The sequence below is a fragment of the Clostridium folliculivorans genome (assembly GCF_024341905.1).
Lineage (GTDB): Bacteria > Bacillota > Clostridia > Clostridiales > Clostridiaceae > Clostridium_AR > Clostridium_AR folliculivorans.
Genome location: NZ_BQXY01000010.1, coordinates 71,247 through 87,333, shown reverse-complemented (window position 1 = coordinate 87,333; position 16,087 = coordinate 71,247). Strand labels below are relative to the sequence as shown.

The following is a 16,087-nucleotide window of genomic DNA, read 5'->3' as shown; positions in this document are numbered from 1 at the left end:
TGAATGTATTAAATTTATTTTATTTTTCAATTAGTTAATTTCTATACAATTTACGTAAAATACACCTTCTATTTTTACACTATATTTATTAAGCTTCTCAATTCTTTAAACTAAATTACTAATACACACCTTATATTTCATAATCTGCATAATGCACCATTGTAATTTTAACCAAGTTGGACTCAATCCTATTTGTCGCTCTATAAATTTACACAAATACTACTTAATCAAAATAATTCTCATGTAGCTATCTTTATATACTCTTTCTGTTCTCAAGTGATTCTTTTGTGGTAGCTACTTCTTGTATATTTTCTTCATATTCTAATATATCTGCTATTCTTTTGCTCGTAAATCCATCACCATATGGATTACTTGCATTGCTCATTTTTTCATATTCATATTTATTTTCAAGAAGTAATTTAAATGCATCATAAATTACTCCTTCATCAGTTCCAACCAACTTAAGCGTTCCTGCTGCTACCCCTTCAGGTCGTTCAGTAGTATCTCTCATAACTAATACTGGTTTTCCTAAACTTGGAGCCTCTTCCTGAATTCCTCCACTATCTGTTAAAATTAAATATGATCGTGCCAAAAAATTATGAAAATCTAATACGTCTAAAGGCTCAATAATTCTTATTCTATCACAACCGCTTAGTATTTTACTTGCTGCTTTTCTTACCATAGGGTTCATATGAATAGGATATATGGCCTTTATATCAGGATTTTCATCTACAATTCGTCTAATAGCCTTAAACATATTTTCCATCGGATTACCAAGGTTTTCTCTTCTATGAGCAGTTATCAGAATAAGTCTACTATCTGCTATCCATTTAAGTTGGTTATGATAATAGTCTTCTCTTACTGTAGTTTTAAGCGCATCTATAGCAGTATTACCAGTTACATATATTGTCATAGGATTTTTACCTTCGTTTAAAAGGTTTTGCCTTGACATTTCTGTCGGTGCAAAACTATATTTTGCTACTATTCCTACTGCCTGTCGATTAAATTCCTCAGGATAAGGAGAGTGTATATTATAAGTCCTAAGTCCAGCCTCTACATGTCCAACTGGAATTTGTAAATAAAAGCATGCTAAAGCTGTTACGAAAGTTGTAGAAGTGTCACCATGAACTAATACTATATCAGGTTTTACTTCATCTAATACAGCTTTTATTTTTTCAAGAATATTAATTGTTATATTAAATAATGTTTGCTTTTCTTTCATAACAGATAAATCATAATCAGGTATTACATTAAATACTTCAAGCACTTGATCTAGCATTTGCCTATGTTGTCCAGTAACGCATACTATGGTTTGAATTTTATCTCGTGTTTTAAGTTCTTTAATCAAAGGGCACATTTTAATAGCTTCAGGACGTGTGCCAAAAACAACCATTATCTTTTTTTTCATTATACATACCTACTTATTCTATAGTTTATATGTATTTTCAAGAGCACATATATTTTTAGTGTCAAGTATAAGCTTATTTTTTAAACAATCTATATTATCTTTAATATGATTGTGCGCTACTAAAATAACAATAATCTTTATTTCACTTACAAAGTCTTCAAAGTTCATAAATTGATGTTCCACTATTCTTTCTTTAACAAAAGGATCAAATACTTTAACTCCAAAAGCTAAATTTTCATCCATTCTTTCTAGAAGTTGAAGCGTTGGACTCTCCCTTACATCATCAACATTTTCCTTATAAGTCAACCCATATAATCCAACCTTTGAAATATCCTTTATATTGTGTTCTCTCATTATATCTCTTATTCTTTTTAGAACATGTGCTGGCATTGAATTATTTATCTTTCTGGCTGCTAAAATTAAGTTGGTTAAATCAGGGTAATCTCCAACTAAAAACCAAGGATCAACCGAGATGCAATGCCCACCTACTCCTGGACCTGGTTGCAATATATTTACTCTTGGATGTTTATTAGCAATTCTTATAATTTCATACACATCCATATTATCAGCCCTACAAATCTTAGCTAATTCATTTGCAAATGCAATATTAATATCTCTGTATGTGTTTTCAACTACCTTTGACATCTCTGCAGATCTTATGTCCGTTACAACAATTTCAGCATCGCAAAAGCTTGAATATAGCTCTTTTACTCTTTCACCTATTTTAAAATCATCTGCACCAATAGTTCTTGAATTATGAACAAGTTCGTAAATCATATTTCCAGGTATAATTCTTTCAGGCGCATGCACTAAATGTATGTCCCTTCCAATAACCATTCTTCTTTGTTCTATTACTGGTCTAACATATTTATCAATGGATCCTGGTGATATTGTAGATTCTATAATTAATATTGCTCCAGTTTCGCATATATCCAAAATACTATTTACTGCAGAAATTACATATTTAGGATCAAGTTTTTTACTTTCCTTAATATATGGAGTTGGTACTGAAATAATATACAAACTTGTTTTTTGATATTCAGTAGAAAATTCAATTCCATTAGACAGAGCTTCTTTAAAAAGTTCATCTAGTCCTTCCTCATCAAAAGTAAGTTTGCCAGCTCTTAATGCATTAATTAACTTTTCGTTATAGTCTGTCCCAACTACTTTTAGTCCACTTTTGGCTAACATTAACGCTGTTGGTAAACCGATATATCCTTGTCCTATTACATTGACTTTTATCATAAATCACAACCCCTATCTGCTCCATTTTATATTTCTTTTTACAATCTTACCATTGTATTCAGTAACATATATTGATTTTTCTGGTATCTCTTTTTTAACCACAGCTCTCATACCGACAATTGATCCAGCATTTATTTTAGATCCTTTAAGAATAGTAACGCCTTGACCAATCCAAACATCATTACATATTATAATATCCTTAGCTTTATTAATAAGCTGTTCATCCTCAGCATTAATTATTCTATGTGTATCACTTGCCCAAATCTCTATTCCATCTGATAACATACACCTTTCCCCGATATATACCATATTTTCTTCTCCACTACTTACAATCCTACATCCTCCTATTGTAGTTCCATCACTAATTTTCACAATACACTTTTTCCCTTTTATTATCACTTTTGAATTAGCGATGCTATCAATATTAAGTAAACATAATTCATTATTATCTCCATAAACTTCAACAGCAAATCCAACTATAGCATTTCCTGTAATAATAATATTATTATTATTACCATTAATATTTATCTTTAATTTGTTGCAATAAGAATCTATTTTTACAATATTGTTTTTACCAATTATCTTTAGTTTACCTTTTATAAATATATTTTTTATGCTAATATAGTTGTTTTTTTTAATATAATTTGTATAAATATTCTTTATAGTAAAATACATTAATGATACCTTTTTGAGGATTTGCTTAATTATACTTTTCATTGATAAACCTCAACTTCTATAATCCTATTTAAATAAACTTTCTCATCTAATACTTTGTGTAAATTCACTAATTACATTTATATATATTTTAATATTAAGTATAGTTTTATTAATAATTTCTATTGCTTAACTACTAGATATATCTGTATATTTGCACTAATTAATATTGCAAATATTTAGTTTTTTGCCTTATTTAAAAATCTTGTTGTACTTATAGTTTCAAAAATACAATATGGTAATATGGACAATATGTTTGCTATAACTATAGAAAGCCAACTTGGCTCTATTCTTGTAAAGAAATATGCTAGAGGGATATTAATAACTGCCCCTACAGTCAGCCATATTACTTCAATTTTTAGTTTGTTTAAACCATTTGCAATATTAGCATTTATTGCAGACCATATAGTTATAAAGTCAAATAAAGCAATTGCAATATGATACCTATAATCATTAATAACAAATTTATTACCCATCCAGATATTTATTACAAAATTCGATGATATTAGCACAATTAACTCCACTATAAATGCAATAGCTAAAAACCTATACATCTTTTTTCTTAAACTTATTATCCATTGAAATTGATTTTTACTCATTGCATCTGTAACAGCAGACCAAGTTGGTATTAATGCAATTAGAAAGAACGTACTTGCTAAACTAAAAAATTTATAATAAACTTGATAACTCACAACTTCTTTACTATTAATATAATAACTAATTAACACATTGTTAGTATTTGATATTACTAACGTCATGATTTGCAACCATAGAAACATCCCACCAAGCCTGATTACTTCCTTGGCGTAACTTTTTTCAAAATATTTAAATGACGGCTTACAATCTTTCAAATCATTTTTAAATATTAACATTGTTGCTATTAACAAAGGCACATTTGTAGTGATAGTATACGCAATAGCAATGCTCAAAAAATTTTTTTCTACTGTTCCAAACGGAACCACCAACATATAGCACATCAACATTACATTGGAGATTAATACTATAATACTTGGAACTGCTGCTTTCTGAAGAGCGAATAAAATAGAGTTTATCAACTTAAGTATAAATTGCAAAAGTACACCCACTATAAGAACTATGATTGCAATAGTTAAACTTCTCCTTGATATTAACTCTGATGATATTTTAAGAATACTATTCAAATTAATATTAAGAATTATTATAATAATTCCTACTAATATAATTGCACTTACACTAATAATTCCAACATATGCAGATGAAATATACTTCTTAATATTTTCTTTATTATTATTCGATATTGATTTTACTAAAAGATTACGTAAACCATTGCCTATTCCTAAATCAAATGTAAAAATCCAATTTAATATTGATATAATTGTTAACCAAACTCCTAATACAGATTGCTCTTTAAAATACTTTACATAAATAGGCATCATTAATAGGCCTACTACAATTGCAAGTCCTTTAACAGTAATACTAATAATAACGTTTTTTAAAAGACTTTTATTTTTTAAGTTGAACTTTTCAAACCACTTTATCATATCTTACCACTCATTCATTGCTATTTTTATAATATCTATACAAAATCATTAATTTTCTTCAATTCGCCTTTTAAATAAATCAGATATAAATTCTGGAGTACTATCAACAAATCTATTTTTTATGTCATTTTTATCTATGGATACCTTCCAATTTCTATTACAAAATTCTCTTAAGTCGTATCTATCCTTTTCAAAACATATATTTTCTTGATTTATATTTATAGATAATGGATAATTACTAAAAATATCGCTATAATCAATTGCATTATAGTGAATATTAACTATTGGTTTTCCTGTTGCGATATACTCATAGATTTTACTAGGTTTTTGTTCATATATACAGTTACCTAAATTAACAAGTATATCGGCCTGTTCCATAACATCATGTATTTCATCAATTGGTAACACTTTATGCACAACTATTTTATCTTTTGAAATAGACTTATATCTATTAATTATATTATCGCAGTCTCCACGAGAAAACAAATGTAAAACAATTCTCTCGTCATCTATACCACATATTAATTTAAGTAAGTATTCAGGATTCCTAATTTTTTTATATAGAGCACCAGCATAAACTAAATTTATATTATCTCTATATTCAGAAAAGTAACTTTCTTTCGGTTGCCCTTTTTTAATTTTTAATAAAGGAAAGGACACCGCTTTAACCTTTTGTTCAATACCATTTGTTATTTTATCTACCCATGGCTTCAATTCTTTAGTCACGAAATTGTAATTTGCATACTCATATATTCTTTTTTCAAAATGCAGGTTAATTTTAAACTTCAAATTTCTACTAAAATAATACCTATGTAGCGATTCTGAATTAGTGAAGTGATCAAGAGAATACGTTATCCAATTCACCTTAGGTTTTAATTTCTTATATCTAAAACCACACATATGAGCTTCGAACGGATTAGAAACTGTTATAATTGTATCTATTTTATCTATTGTATTTATTTTTATTAATAATTTTAATGATTTACTTATATACCACGATTCTGATGTAGGCCAAGCAAATATTGATATAAATACTCTAAATACTCTGGATAATATATATAATATATTAAAGTATTGTCTTTTGTATTTGCTATAACTTAGTTGCAATTCTTTCAAGGCATATCTACGTAACCTAAGTCTTAAGTTACTTAAGGTATATATACTAACACCATCTTCCTCAATTAGTATGTTCTCACTTTCGCCAAAACATATTACACTGATTCTATTATCTCTTTTTAGTTCATTTATAATTTGCTTTATGCAATTACCAGTAGGAGATGGTTCTGGATAATACCAACCAGCAATCACTATTATGTGTTTCATATTCTCCCCCCATATATTTGTTCTGAATCACATCTTTTTATAAGTAATATGTTTACTTGGTTCATTATTTCTTTTAAAAAGCTTTTGAAAAAGAACTAATATAATATATGCAATAATACTTTGATAAACAAATGCTACAACTGTTGAAGAGAACAATCCTCCTCTAACAAAAAAATACATACTACATTGTACGTAAGCAACAATAAACATACCAAAGAATGTATTTATTTTTTGATAAAATATAAAGCTTTTTTTACATATAAAATAAAAAATTATTGCATATAAAAAAGCTCCAAACATACCAAACATCATATGCGCCTCAGCCAATGCTCCAAAAGTACTAGTCTGATACAAAACCGCATTTGGTTCATAAATATCTCTCCAGTATCTCTGATAAAATCCTGAATACGGCTTATCATCCCATATAATTCTAGGTACAAATGGTGTTATTGTATCCACTAATCCTTCATACGTATATTCTATATTCCAATCAAAATCATTTATTACCCTTACAGTATAGTATGCTTCTTTTTGATATCCTTTTAATCCTTCTATTGCATCATTAACACTAACAACTTCACCTGGTTTGTAAAATATCATAAATGCAGAAATTAACAGTATTGCACCTAAAATTCCATACTTAACAAACTTACTCAACTTAACTTTTCTAAATTTGAAATCCATTTTAGATGATACCAATATAAATATTATTAAAAAATTTAAAAAACTAGTTTTTGATCCTCCTAAAATATTTATCATTATAGAAAAAAATAATAAATTTACACTGCCAATGCTTTTTTTATTGATAAAAATATATATAGCTAATATCAACATTAGTAGTTTTAAAACACTTAACACATGATTAATAGGGCCATATCCAGCTCTTATATATGTAAACGCTCTCGGATTTATTAACCTAGAAAAAGTTAAACCAGGATTAAACCCAAGCGGTGCTGAGATACATAGAAAATATAAAAAAATCATCACTATCCAAATAACAAATAAGTAATTCTTCGGGAAGATCTTAAATCCTTTCATAATGATAATATTATTTTTTCTAATCCTTAAGAAGAACAATAGCGTAAGGATAAACCAAGTATAGTAAAATATCCTGATATAAATATATCCTTTTTCAATAGATTGAGGATATAATAATATAAAATATGACTCATTAGGATTAAATTCAAACAAAATTATTGGTAACAAGTATACTATAAAAAAACATATATTGAAATTAGTAAATGTTGAGAAGAATATATATTTCCCTTGTAATAATTTGTATTCAACTAAAATTGATGCAATACAAACTATTACCATATCTATTACAGCCATTTCATCCTCCTTTGCAAAGTATAATAAAATATAAAGAATATAGTGAAGATTATTATAATATGCCTCAAACTAACTCTTAAAATATAAAACTTTAATTTAAAAAATAATAATCAAGCGTCTCTATAAATATCGTATTCTCTTGTTGAGCCTCTTTAATAAAATTATTGCAACCAATAGCTAACTTTTCAAAATCATACTTTGAGTACCATTCATAAAAGTTATTAGCTAAGTTACTCATATCTTCTTTTACAGCGTATCCAAAATTATATTTCGTAGTTATATCTTTCATGAAAGTGTTATCAAATACAAGAATAGGCATCCTCATGTACGCAGCATAGTATGTTTTTATTGAGATTGCTGTATCTAATGCTATTTTACCAACACCATATAAATTGTTAATAACATCAGTATTATTTATAAAATTTTCTGTTTCCTGAGGCTCAAACCTTCCACGAAACTCCATATTTAAATACCCTTTATCTATTGCATATTTTTCAAGTTCTTTAGAGCCTTCCCCATAATACTGAATCTTAAAACGTGAATCATTACCAAATGCGTCAATAAATCTTTTATCTATATCAAAAAAACGTACATATCCTATAAAGCTTATCCTTATTGGTTTTTTTCCTAATTCTTTTCGTTCTTTCGGCATACATTTCGATAATATTGATTTATTAAAGCTATGGATAGTAATATATTTACCTTCAGGTAAAAATTTTCTATACCCCTTTGATGATATTGTAGTAAATGCAGCTTTATTAATTAAGCTTCTTACCAATTTAAAGACAATTTTATTTTTTTCATGTGCATAATCCCTTATATTAAAGCAATATTTATTTTTCATCCTTTTTCTAAGAAATCTATTAAACAATAAAGCAGTATATGTATTCCAAACTATAATAAAATCATATTGATTTTCTTCCATTATAGACTGAGCATAATTTTTAAATTTAATATACTCTATAATTTTTTTGTACTTTGGCCAATCTCTTTCTATTTTCAGATTATAAGCATAAAAATTATTTGCATTATTTTTTTCATAATTTCCATACTTGTCAACACAAATTATATCATACTTAATATCTTTAATATCAAAATAATCCGTATATAAAGATATTAATGTCATATGTTTTAAATTAACTGTACTAAGTATACAAATTTTCTTCATTGAGTAACCTCCGCTTAATATATTTATTAATTTAAACTCATATGTGCTTATTGAATTAAAGTTTCTCTATTTATAACACTCTATCGTAATCAATACCAGCTTAGCCAAAACTTTATTTTTTCCAAACTGCTCTATTAACATAATCAGTATAAGATAATATTATCCTTAATACCTTATCTGATACATTAGGCATGCTATAATCAGCAACATTCTTTAATGTTTCTTGTTTCTGTGTTTCTAGCACTTCTAGCCCTTGTAAGATTCTTTCTTTTTCTAAACCTACCATCATAACTGAAGCTTCTTCCATAGCCTCTGGTCTTTCATGTGCCTGTCTTATATTAAGAGCTCTAAACCCTAATATTGATGACTCTTCACTTATTGTTCCACTATCACTCAGTGCTGCCTTTGATTTGATTTGTAGTTTAACATAATCATTAAAACCTAGTGGTTTCATAGTTTTTATTAACGGATTAAATTCTATACCCTTAGCTTCAATCATTTTTCTAGTTCTAGGATGAGTGCTTATTATTATAGGTAATTGATATTTATCTGCAACAGCATTTAAACTATTAACTAAATTCAAAAAGTTCTCTTCAGAGTTTATATTTTCTTCTCTATGAGCTGATACTACAAAATACTTTCCTTCTTGTAAATCTAGTCTTCCTAAGACATCAGACTTTTCTATGTCTTCTTTCCTAGAATTAATAACTTCATACATAGGACTACCAGTCTTTATAATCCTATCTGCAGGTAATCCTTCTCTAAGTAAATATTCTCTTGCTATATCACTATAAGTTAAATTTATATCTGCAGTATGATCAACTATCTTTCTATTAGTTTCCTCTGGTACTCTTTGATCAAAACATCTATTTCCTGCTTCCATATGGAAGATAGGTATATGTCTTCTTTTAGCAGCTATTGCACATAGACAACTATTTGTATCACCAAGAACTAACAAAGCATCTGGCTTTACTTCCTCCATTATTGGATCAATCTTTATAAGTATATTACCTACTGTTTCTACTGCTGTTCCAACAGCTGCATTAAGGAAATAATCTGGTTTCTTCAACTTAAAATCATTAAAAAACACTTCATTTAATTCGTAATCATAGTTTTGACCTGTGTGTACTAATTTATGATCTATTGCCTCTGATTCTTCCAGCTTATTTATAACTGCTGAAAGTCTTATTATCTCTGGTCTAGTACCAACCACTGTCATTACCTTTAACTTTTTCATATATTAAACCTCCAAAAAGTAAGTATCTGGTTTTTCTGCATTAAAAGCTTCATTTGCCCACATTACAGTGACCATATCTGTATCACCTATATTCACAATAGAGTGGGTATATCCTGTTGGAATATCTACTACTTGAAGTTTTTCTCCACTAACTTCATATTCTATAATTTCATTAGAATCAATTTTTCTAAAGCGAATTAGTCCACTACCACTCACCACTAAAAACTTTTCATTTTTAGTATGATGCCAGTGATTTCCTTTTGTAATACCAGGTTTAGATATATTAATTGACACCTGTCCTCTATCCTTAGTTCTTATGAACTCTGTGAAAGATCCTCTATTATCGCAATTCATCTTTAAATCATAAGAAAATTCATTTTCTGGTAAAAAACTCAAATAAGTGCTATATAGTTTTTTAGTAAGCTCATCACTCATAATAGGAACACTTAAGTCATTCCTACTATTCTTAAAGCTTTTTATTTTTTCCGCTAAATCAGCTAATTTAATATTATGAGTAACTTTTACATAGCAATATTGACCTTTTTTAGTTTCATTGCCTTCCAATGCATTAATAAATTCATCTAAAACATCATCTATATAACATAGCGTTAATTCCGCATCTGGGTTATTTACCTGTATCTCTATATCTCTTGCAATATTATAACAGTAAGTAGCTACCACTGTATTGTAATTTGGTCTACTCCATTTACCAAATAAGTTAGGTAATCTATAAACCAATGTCTTTGCCCCTGTTTCTTCACTATAGTTGAACAGTATTTCTTCACCAGCTCTTTTACTATTACCATAAGGATTATCTCTTTCAGCTTGAATAGAAGAGGTAATTAATATTGGTGATTTGTTATCATACTTTCTTAATGATTCTAAGAGTTCTGATGTAAATCCAAAGTTACCTTCCATAAATTCTTTTTCATCTTTTGGTCTATTTACCCCTGCAAGATGAAATACAAAATCACAATCTTTAGTATACTCATCTAATAAAGCTCTATCTGTATCTATGTCAAATTCATATATTTCTTTATAGCCTCTATTTTTTAGCTCCGCTATAAGATTTTTCCCCACGAAACCTTTTGCACCTGTAACAAGAATTTTCATAACTACTCCTGCCTTTCATTTCAAACTACTCTATTTGGGCAGTTTTTTCTAACTTTCAATAATACCTAACTCGTCTTTTATATAATCTAGTTGTAGTAACTTTTCTTTAATCTGTTCTACGGTTAATATTTGAGTATTATGTGAATTGTATTCAGATTCAATCGATAGCTCTTCGCTACCCTCTACAAAATATTTATCATAATTTAAATCCCTTTTATCTGCAGGAACTCTATAAAAGTTTCCCATATCCTTAGCATGAACATATTCTTCTTTAGTCAATAAAGTTTCATATAACTTCTCCCCATGCCTAGTTCCTATTATTTTTATTTCGTTATCAGCATCAAAGAGTTCTTTAACTGCTTGAGCTAAATCTCTTATAGTAGATGCAGGGGATTTCTGAACCATTATATCTCCAGCTTGAGCATGTTGGAAAGCAAACACCACTAGCTCCACAGCTTCTTCAAGACTCATCAAAAATCTAGTCATATCTGGATTAGTTATAGTTAGATGCTGACCATTCTTTATCTGATCTACAAATAATGGTATAACAGAACCTCTAGATGCCATAACATTTCCGTATCTTGTTCCACATATTACTGTTCTATCCGGCGATACAGTCCTTGATTTTGCTACAAATACCTTTTCCATCATAGCTTTAGATATTCCCATTGCGTTGATAGGATATGCCGCTTTATCAGTAGAAAGGCATATAACCTTCTTCACGCCATATTCTATCGCTGCTGTTAATACATTTTCTGTTCCAATAACATTTGTTTTCACAGCTTCAATAGGAAAAAATTCACAAGAAGGTACTTGTTTTAATGCAGCAGCGTGAAATATATAGTCAACTCCATACATTGCATTCTTTACGGAAGATAAATCCCTAACATCCCCTATATGAAATTTAATCTTGTCATTTTTATATTGTTTCCTCATATCATCTTGCTTTTTTTCATCACGAGAAAAAATACGAATTTCTTTTATATCTGTATCTAAAAACCTTTTTAAAACCGCATTACCGAAAGAACCCGTACCTCCAGTAATCAATAATGTTCTGCCTTTAAACATGATTTTTTCCTCCTAAATTATTTAATTCAACTTCTAATGTTGACATAAATTTTTGTTTACTATAATTTTCGAAATAAAACTTTCTGGCATTACTCCCCATATCATCCTTTATGTCACTATTACAAAACTTAGATATCAAACTTGCAAAACTTTTATAATCTTCTGCTTCACAGCATAATCCACACCTTGATTCTTCTATAGCACGTCTAGTTTCTCCATTAATACAGCCTATAATTGGTTTTCCAAATGCCATATAAGATTGTACTTTTCCTGGCACTGTATAAGACAAGTTCTTATTATCTTTTAATGTAATTAGCATTGCATCAGCCATCTCATAAAACTGTGGCATCTCCCCAATCGGTCTTCTGCCATAAAACATGACGCTCGATAATCCATAATTATTTGAAAGTTGAATGCACTCCTTTAATTTCGAACCATCTCCAACAATGTGAAAATAAATATTTGAGTATGACTTTAGCTCTTTTGCTGCCTCAATTATAGTTTCAACACTCTGTATGTCACCAACATTACCTGCAAAAACAAAATTGAATTTATCTTTTTGTCTTGATATTGTACTTTTAGTAAACTCATCGCTTACCTTTTCAGTAAATAAATCCTCTGCATATTGTGGCAAATGCCTTATTTCAATATCCTCTAGCTTAAGCGTACTTTTGAAATAATCTACAAACATACTCGATGTAACCATAATAGTATCTGCATGCTTATAAATCCATTTTGATATTTTATAAAATATTTTATAGATTATTGATTGCTCTTTAACCCCTCCAGCTGCTAAACTATCTGGCCAGAGATCTAAACAGTATAATAATATCTTTTTATGATGCTTCTTTTTGTAAGCAATAGCAGGTATAACCATCATAACAGGAGAAAGTTGATTTACTAATACAACATCAAATCTTTCTTTTAATAATAGTGCTTTTATCGTTGCCGATATTGCGTAACTTAAATAATTTAAAAATAACTTTAAGCTAGTATTTCCCCTTCCTATCTCAAAACACCTTAGAATCTTAACTCCATTCAATATTTCATTTCTCTTCTTACCATTCCTATAACCATCAAGAATGCTGCCCTCTGGATAATTAGGTAGCCCTGTTAAAACAGTTACGTCATGTCCTCTTTTCGCTAAAGATTCACAGATATCTGTAATTCTAAATGGTTCTGGATAGTAATACTGACAAACAACTAATATCTTCATTTAATAGCAAACTCCTATATCTTATCTATACTTTTTATAATTGTGCTATACTTTCTAGAACATGCAAAACACTATCACAGTTATATTAAAAATCTATATCTTTAGAATTTAATGTACCTGTTCCACCTTCAACCACTCCATCACTCTTTATCACACTTACTATCGTTCCAAAAAAACATTTGACGTCCATCAAGAAACTCATTTTTCTAATATATTCTCCGTCTAAGCCAGCTTTAATCTCTATAGGCAATTCATCTCTACCATTTATTTGCGCCCAGCCAGTAAGACCTGGTTTAATATTATTAGCCCCATACTTATCTCTTTCTTCTATAAGATCATACTGATTCCAAAGACATGGTCTTGGCCCAATAATGCTCATCTCTCCAACAAATATATTCCAAATCTGAGGAAGCTCATCTAAACTTGTCTTTCTTAAAAACTTACCAACTTTAGTAATCCATTGATCTGGATTTTCTAATAAGTGAGTTGGCGTATCTTTAGGAGTATCTATTCTCATTGTTCTAAATTTCAATATATTAAAATAAGTCTTATTAATTCCTATACGTTTTTGCTTAAAGAGTATTGGTCCTTTTGAGTCTATCTTTATAGCAATAATTAATATTAAAAATACTGGTGATAAAACTACTAATCCCATAAATGAAAGAACTATGTCTATCAATCTCTTAATCTTTAAATACAACTCCATCACCCCTTAATACAAACTACTATTTCAAACTGCTTTTTTGTTAGCTATTTTTCACTAGAAGCACTAACCTCACTAAGCACCGGCTTAACGTAGGTAGGAACTATCTCCATAACCTTATAGAAGATTTCTTCCTTACCTTCCCTTTCCAGTATAAATCTTAGCTCACTGAGCTTTCTCTTAAGCTCATCTATATTGTCAGCCATAGGTCTTCCTACAAATATCTTTTCATGGCTTGTATTATCTAAACCTTCTTCGTCCATCAAAAGCTCTTCGTAAAGTTTTTCTCCTGGTCTAAGGCCTGTAACCTTTATTTCAATATCTACATTAGGTTCAAGTCCTGAAAGCTTTATAAGATCTACTGCAAGATCATATATCTTAACTGGTTTACCCATATCAAGTACAAAGATTTCACCACCATTTGCATATGCACCAGCTTGAAGCACTAGTTGAGAAGCTTCAGGTATAGTCATAAAGAATCTTGTTATTTCCTTATGAGTAAGTGTTATAGGTCCACCTTGAGCAATCTGTTTCTTGAATAGAGGTATTACTGAACCATTACTTCCAAGCACATTACCAAACCTTACAGCCACAAACTCCGTCTCACTAATCTTGTCCATAGCTTGTATTATCATTTCGCACATTCTCTTGGTTGCACCCATTATATTTGTAGGATTAACAGCCTTATCTGTAGAAATCATTACAAATCGCTTAACGTTAAACTTGTTAGCGCACTCAGCAAGATTTAAAGTACCAAATACATTATTCTTAACTGCTTCAGATGGATTGTGTTCCATTAAAGGTACGTGTTTATGTGCAGCAGCATGGAATATTACTTCTGGTCTAAACTCTTTAAATATGTTCTCTAATCTTCTTTTATCTCTTACAGATGCTATGATAACTTCCAAGTTTAAATCTGGATATTTAAACTTAAGTTCATTTTGAAGATCATAAGCATTATTTTCATAAATATCTAGTATTAGAAGCTGCTTTGGATTAAATCTTACTATCTGTCTGCAAAGCTCAGATCCTATAGATCCTCCACCCCCAGTAACCAAAACAACTTTATCTTCTAAATAATCAGAGATTCCATCCATGTCTAACTTTATAGCATCTCTTCCTAGTAAATCTTCTACATCAACATCTCTTATCTTATTTAGTAGATATTTCTCGTCTATAAGTTCATAAACTCCTGGAACTATTTTTATTTTCGCATCAGTCTTTTTACAGATATCTATTATCTGTTTCTTATTTTCACGATCTAGAGATGGAATTGCTATTAAAATCACATCAATTTCTTTCTCTATAGCAAGCCTTTCGATACTATTTCTATTTCCTAATATCTTTATTCCTGATATTGAAGTTCCTATTTTAAAGCTACTATCATCTACAATAACTATAGGCTCGTAGTTCATCTCATTATGTGATTTCATTTCTCTAATTATCATTGCTCCAGCAGAACCAGCCCCAACAATCATAACTCTTTTTGTGTTATTTCTCTCTATTTTGCCAACGATTATAAGTATTCTTCTATAAATCCTAAACATTATTCTAAATCCGCAAACAAGCATAGTTGCCAGTATGGAAGAAAGAATTTCCACACTAAAAGGCAAAGATAAGTTTACCGCTTTTGTAAAGATTATACTCACAGTTCCTGCCGCGAAACAGCTGGCCACTGCAAGTAAAAACTCATCAGTCCCTGCATATGTCCAAAGACTTTTGTAGATACCAAAAGCAAATAGGCTTATCATATAAATAAAAATTATAAAACCAATACTTAATTCATAATTGTTCCAATACTTATTGGGTATGGAAAAAGAAAATCTAAAATAAAGTGCTAAAATATAAGAAAAATTTATTAACATTATATCTATTAATGCTAAAAGCGGTCCACGATGATGTTTAAGATATTTCAACAATTTCACTCTCCCAGTTAATAATTTAAAATCCACATTGATATATATTTACTAATCGCAAATAAAATTCATCAACACTTAAATTTATTTAACTTTTTTGTAACGTTTTAATTATAATACCTCA

The 16,087-nt window shown here is 29.2% G+C and carries 13 protein-coding genes; all 13 read right to left on the bottom strand.

Annotation, left to right across the window (positions count from 1 at the left end; all coding sequences use genetic code 11):
* Positions 1 to 253 precede the first annotated feature (253 nt).
* Positions 254 to 1,408: a non-hydrolyzing UDP-N-acetylglucosamine 2-epimerase gene (gene wecB / locus OCU55_RS20230; protein WP_261854104.1), complete on the bottom strand. Its 1,155-nt coding sequence runs from the start codon at positions 1,406 to 1,408 to the stop codon at positions 254 to 256.
* Positions 1,409 to 1,426: 18 nt separating this feature from the next.
* Positions 1,427 to 2,653 (bottom strand): nucleotide sugar dehydrogenase, encoded by a 1,227-nt coding sequence (locus OCU55_RS20225; RefSeq protein ID WP_261854103.1) that lies wholly within the window; start codon positions 2,651 to 2,653, stop codon positions 1,427 to 1,429.
* Positions 2,654 to 2,665: 12 nt separating this feature from the next.
* On the bottom strand, positions 2,666 to 3,370 hold the full coding sequence (locus tag OCU55_RS20220) for an LbetaH domain-containing protein (RefSeq protein ID WP_261854102.1): 705 nt from the start codon (positions 3,368 to 3,370) through the stop codon (positions 2,666 to 2,668).
* 176 nt (positions 3,371 to 3,546) lie between these two features.
* A complete protein-coding gene (locus OCU55_RS20215) occupies positions 3,547 to 4,887 on the bottom strand; it encodes an oligosaccharide flippase family protein (RefSeq protein WP_261854101.1) in 1,341 nt (446 codons plus the stop codon).
* 48 nt (positions 4,888 to 4,935) lie between these two features.
* Positions 4,936 to 6,210, bottom strand: a complete 1,275-nt coding sequence (locus OCU55_RS20210; protein ID WP_261854100.1) for a glycosyltransferase family protein — start codon at positions 6,208 to 6,210, stop codon at positions 4,936 to 4,938.
* 27 nt (positions 6,211 to 6,237) lie between these two features.
* Positions 6,238 to 6,894, bottom strand: coding sequence for a hypothetical protein (locus tag OCU55_RS20205; RefSeq protein WP_261854099.1), 657 nt, complete (start codon positions 6,892 to 6,894; stop codon positions 6,238 to 6,240).
* Between the two features lie 739 nt (positions 6,895 to 7,633).
* Positions 7,634 to 8,710, bottom strand: coding sequence for a glycosyltransferase family protein (locus OCU55_RS20200; protein ID WP_261854098.1), 1,077 nt, complete (start codon positions 8,708 to 8,710; stop codon positions 7,634 to 7,636).
* A 112-nt stretch (positions 8,711 to 8,822) separates the two neighbouring features.
* Positions 8,823 to 9,947 carry a non-hydrolyzing UDP-N-acetylglucosamine 2-epimerase gene (gene wecB / locus OCU55_RS20195; RefSeq protein WP_261854097.1) on the bottom strand — a complete coding sequence of 375 codons (1,125 nt, stop codon included), beginning with the start codon at positions 9,945 to 9,947 and terminating at the stop codon, positions 8,823 to 8,825.
* 3 nt (positions 9,948 to 9,950) lie between these two features.
* Complete coding sequence (locus OCU55_RS20190) at positions 9,951 to 11,060, bottom strand: capsular polysaccharide biosynthesis protein CapF (RefSeq protein WP_261854096.1); 1,110 nt, start codon at positions 11,058 to 11,060, stop codon at positions 9,951 to 9,953.
* A 48-nt stretch (positions 11,061 to 11,108) separates the two neighbouring features.
* A complete protein-coding gene (locus tag OCU55_RS20185; protein WP_261854095.1) occupies positions 11,109 to 12,128 on the bottom strand; it encodes a nucleoside-diphosphate sugar epimerase/dehydratase in 1,020 nt (339 codons plus the stop codon).
* The gene (locus tag OCU55_RS20180) at positions 12,121 to 13,344 is read right to left on the bottom strand and encodes a glycosyltransferase family 4 protein (RefSeq protein WP_261854094.1); all 1,224 of its coding nucleotides are present in this window, start codon (positions 13,342 to 13,344) and stop codon (positions 12,121 to 12,123) included. Before OCU55_RS20180 ends, OCU55_RS20185 begins: the two co-directional genes overlap by 8 nt.
* Before the next feature lie 85 nt (positions 13,345 to 13,429).
* Positions 13,430 to 14,044, bottom strand: coding sequence for a sugar transferase (locus tag OCU55_RS20175; protein ID WP_280923812.1), 615 nt, complete (start codon positions 14,042 to 14,044; stop codon positions 13,430 to 13,432).
* 50 nt (positions 14,045 to 14,094) lie between these two features.
* Entirely contained in the window at positions 14,095 to 15,912 is a 1,818-nt protein-coding gene (locus tag OCU55_RS20170) for a polysaccharide biosynthesis protein (protein ID WP_261854153.1), read from the bottom strand.
* Positions 15,913 to 16,087 lie beyond the last annotated feature (175 nt).

Excerpts from the sequence above, each read along its gene's own strand:
- OCU55_RS20190 (WP_261854096.1), bottom strand. The coding sequence starts at position 11,060 with ATGAAAATTCTTGTTACAGGTGCAAAAGGTTTCGTGGGGAAAAATCTT.
- OCU55_RS20170 (WP_261854153.1), bottom strand. The coding sequence starts at position 15,912 with ATGTTAATAAATTTTTCTTATATTTTAGCACTTTATTTTAGATTTTCT.
- wecB (WP_261854097.1), bottom strand. The coding sequence starts at position 9,947 with ATGAAAAAGTTAAAGGTAATGACAGTGGTTGGTACTAGACCAGAGATA.
- OCU55_RS20215 (WP_261854101.1), bottom strand. The coding sequence starts at position 4,887 with ATGATAAAGTGGTTTGAAAAGTTCAACTTAAAAAATAAAAGTCTTTTA.
- OCU55_RS20185 (WP_261854095.1), bottom strand. The coding sequence starts at position 12,128 with ATGTTTAAAGGCAGAACATTATTGATTACTGGAGGTACGGGTTCTTTC.
- OCU55_RS20200 (WP_261854098.1), bottom strand. The coding sequence starts at position 8,710 with ATGAAGAAAATTTGTATACTTAGTACAGTTAATTTAAAACATATGACA.
- OCU55_RS20205 (WP_261854099.1), bottom strand. The coding sequence starts at position 6,894 with ATGGATTTCAAATTTAGAAAAGTTAAGTTGAGTAAGTTTGTTAAGTAT.
- OCU55_RS20210 (WP_261854100.1), bottom strand. The coding sequence starts at position 6,210 with ATGAAACACATAATAGTGATTGCTGGTTGGTATTATCCAGAACCATCT.
- wecB (WP_261854104.1), bottom strand. The coding sequence starts at position 1,408 with ATGAAAAAAAAGATAATGGTTGTTTTTGGCACACGTCCTGAAGCTATT.
- OCU55_RS20225 (WP_261854103.1), bottom strand. The coding sequence starts at position 2,653 with ATGATAAAAGTCAATGTAATAGGACAAGGATATATCGGTTTACCAACA.
- OCU55_RS20220 (WP_261854102.1), bottom strand. The coding sequence starts at position 3,370 with ATGAAAAGTATAATTAAGCAAATCCTCAAAAAGGTATCATTAATGTAT.
- OCU55_RS20180 (WP_261854094.1), bottom strand. The coding sequence starts at position 13,344 with ATGAAGATATTAGTTGTTTGTCAGTATTACTATCCAGAACCATTTAGA.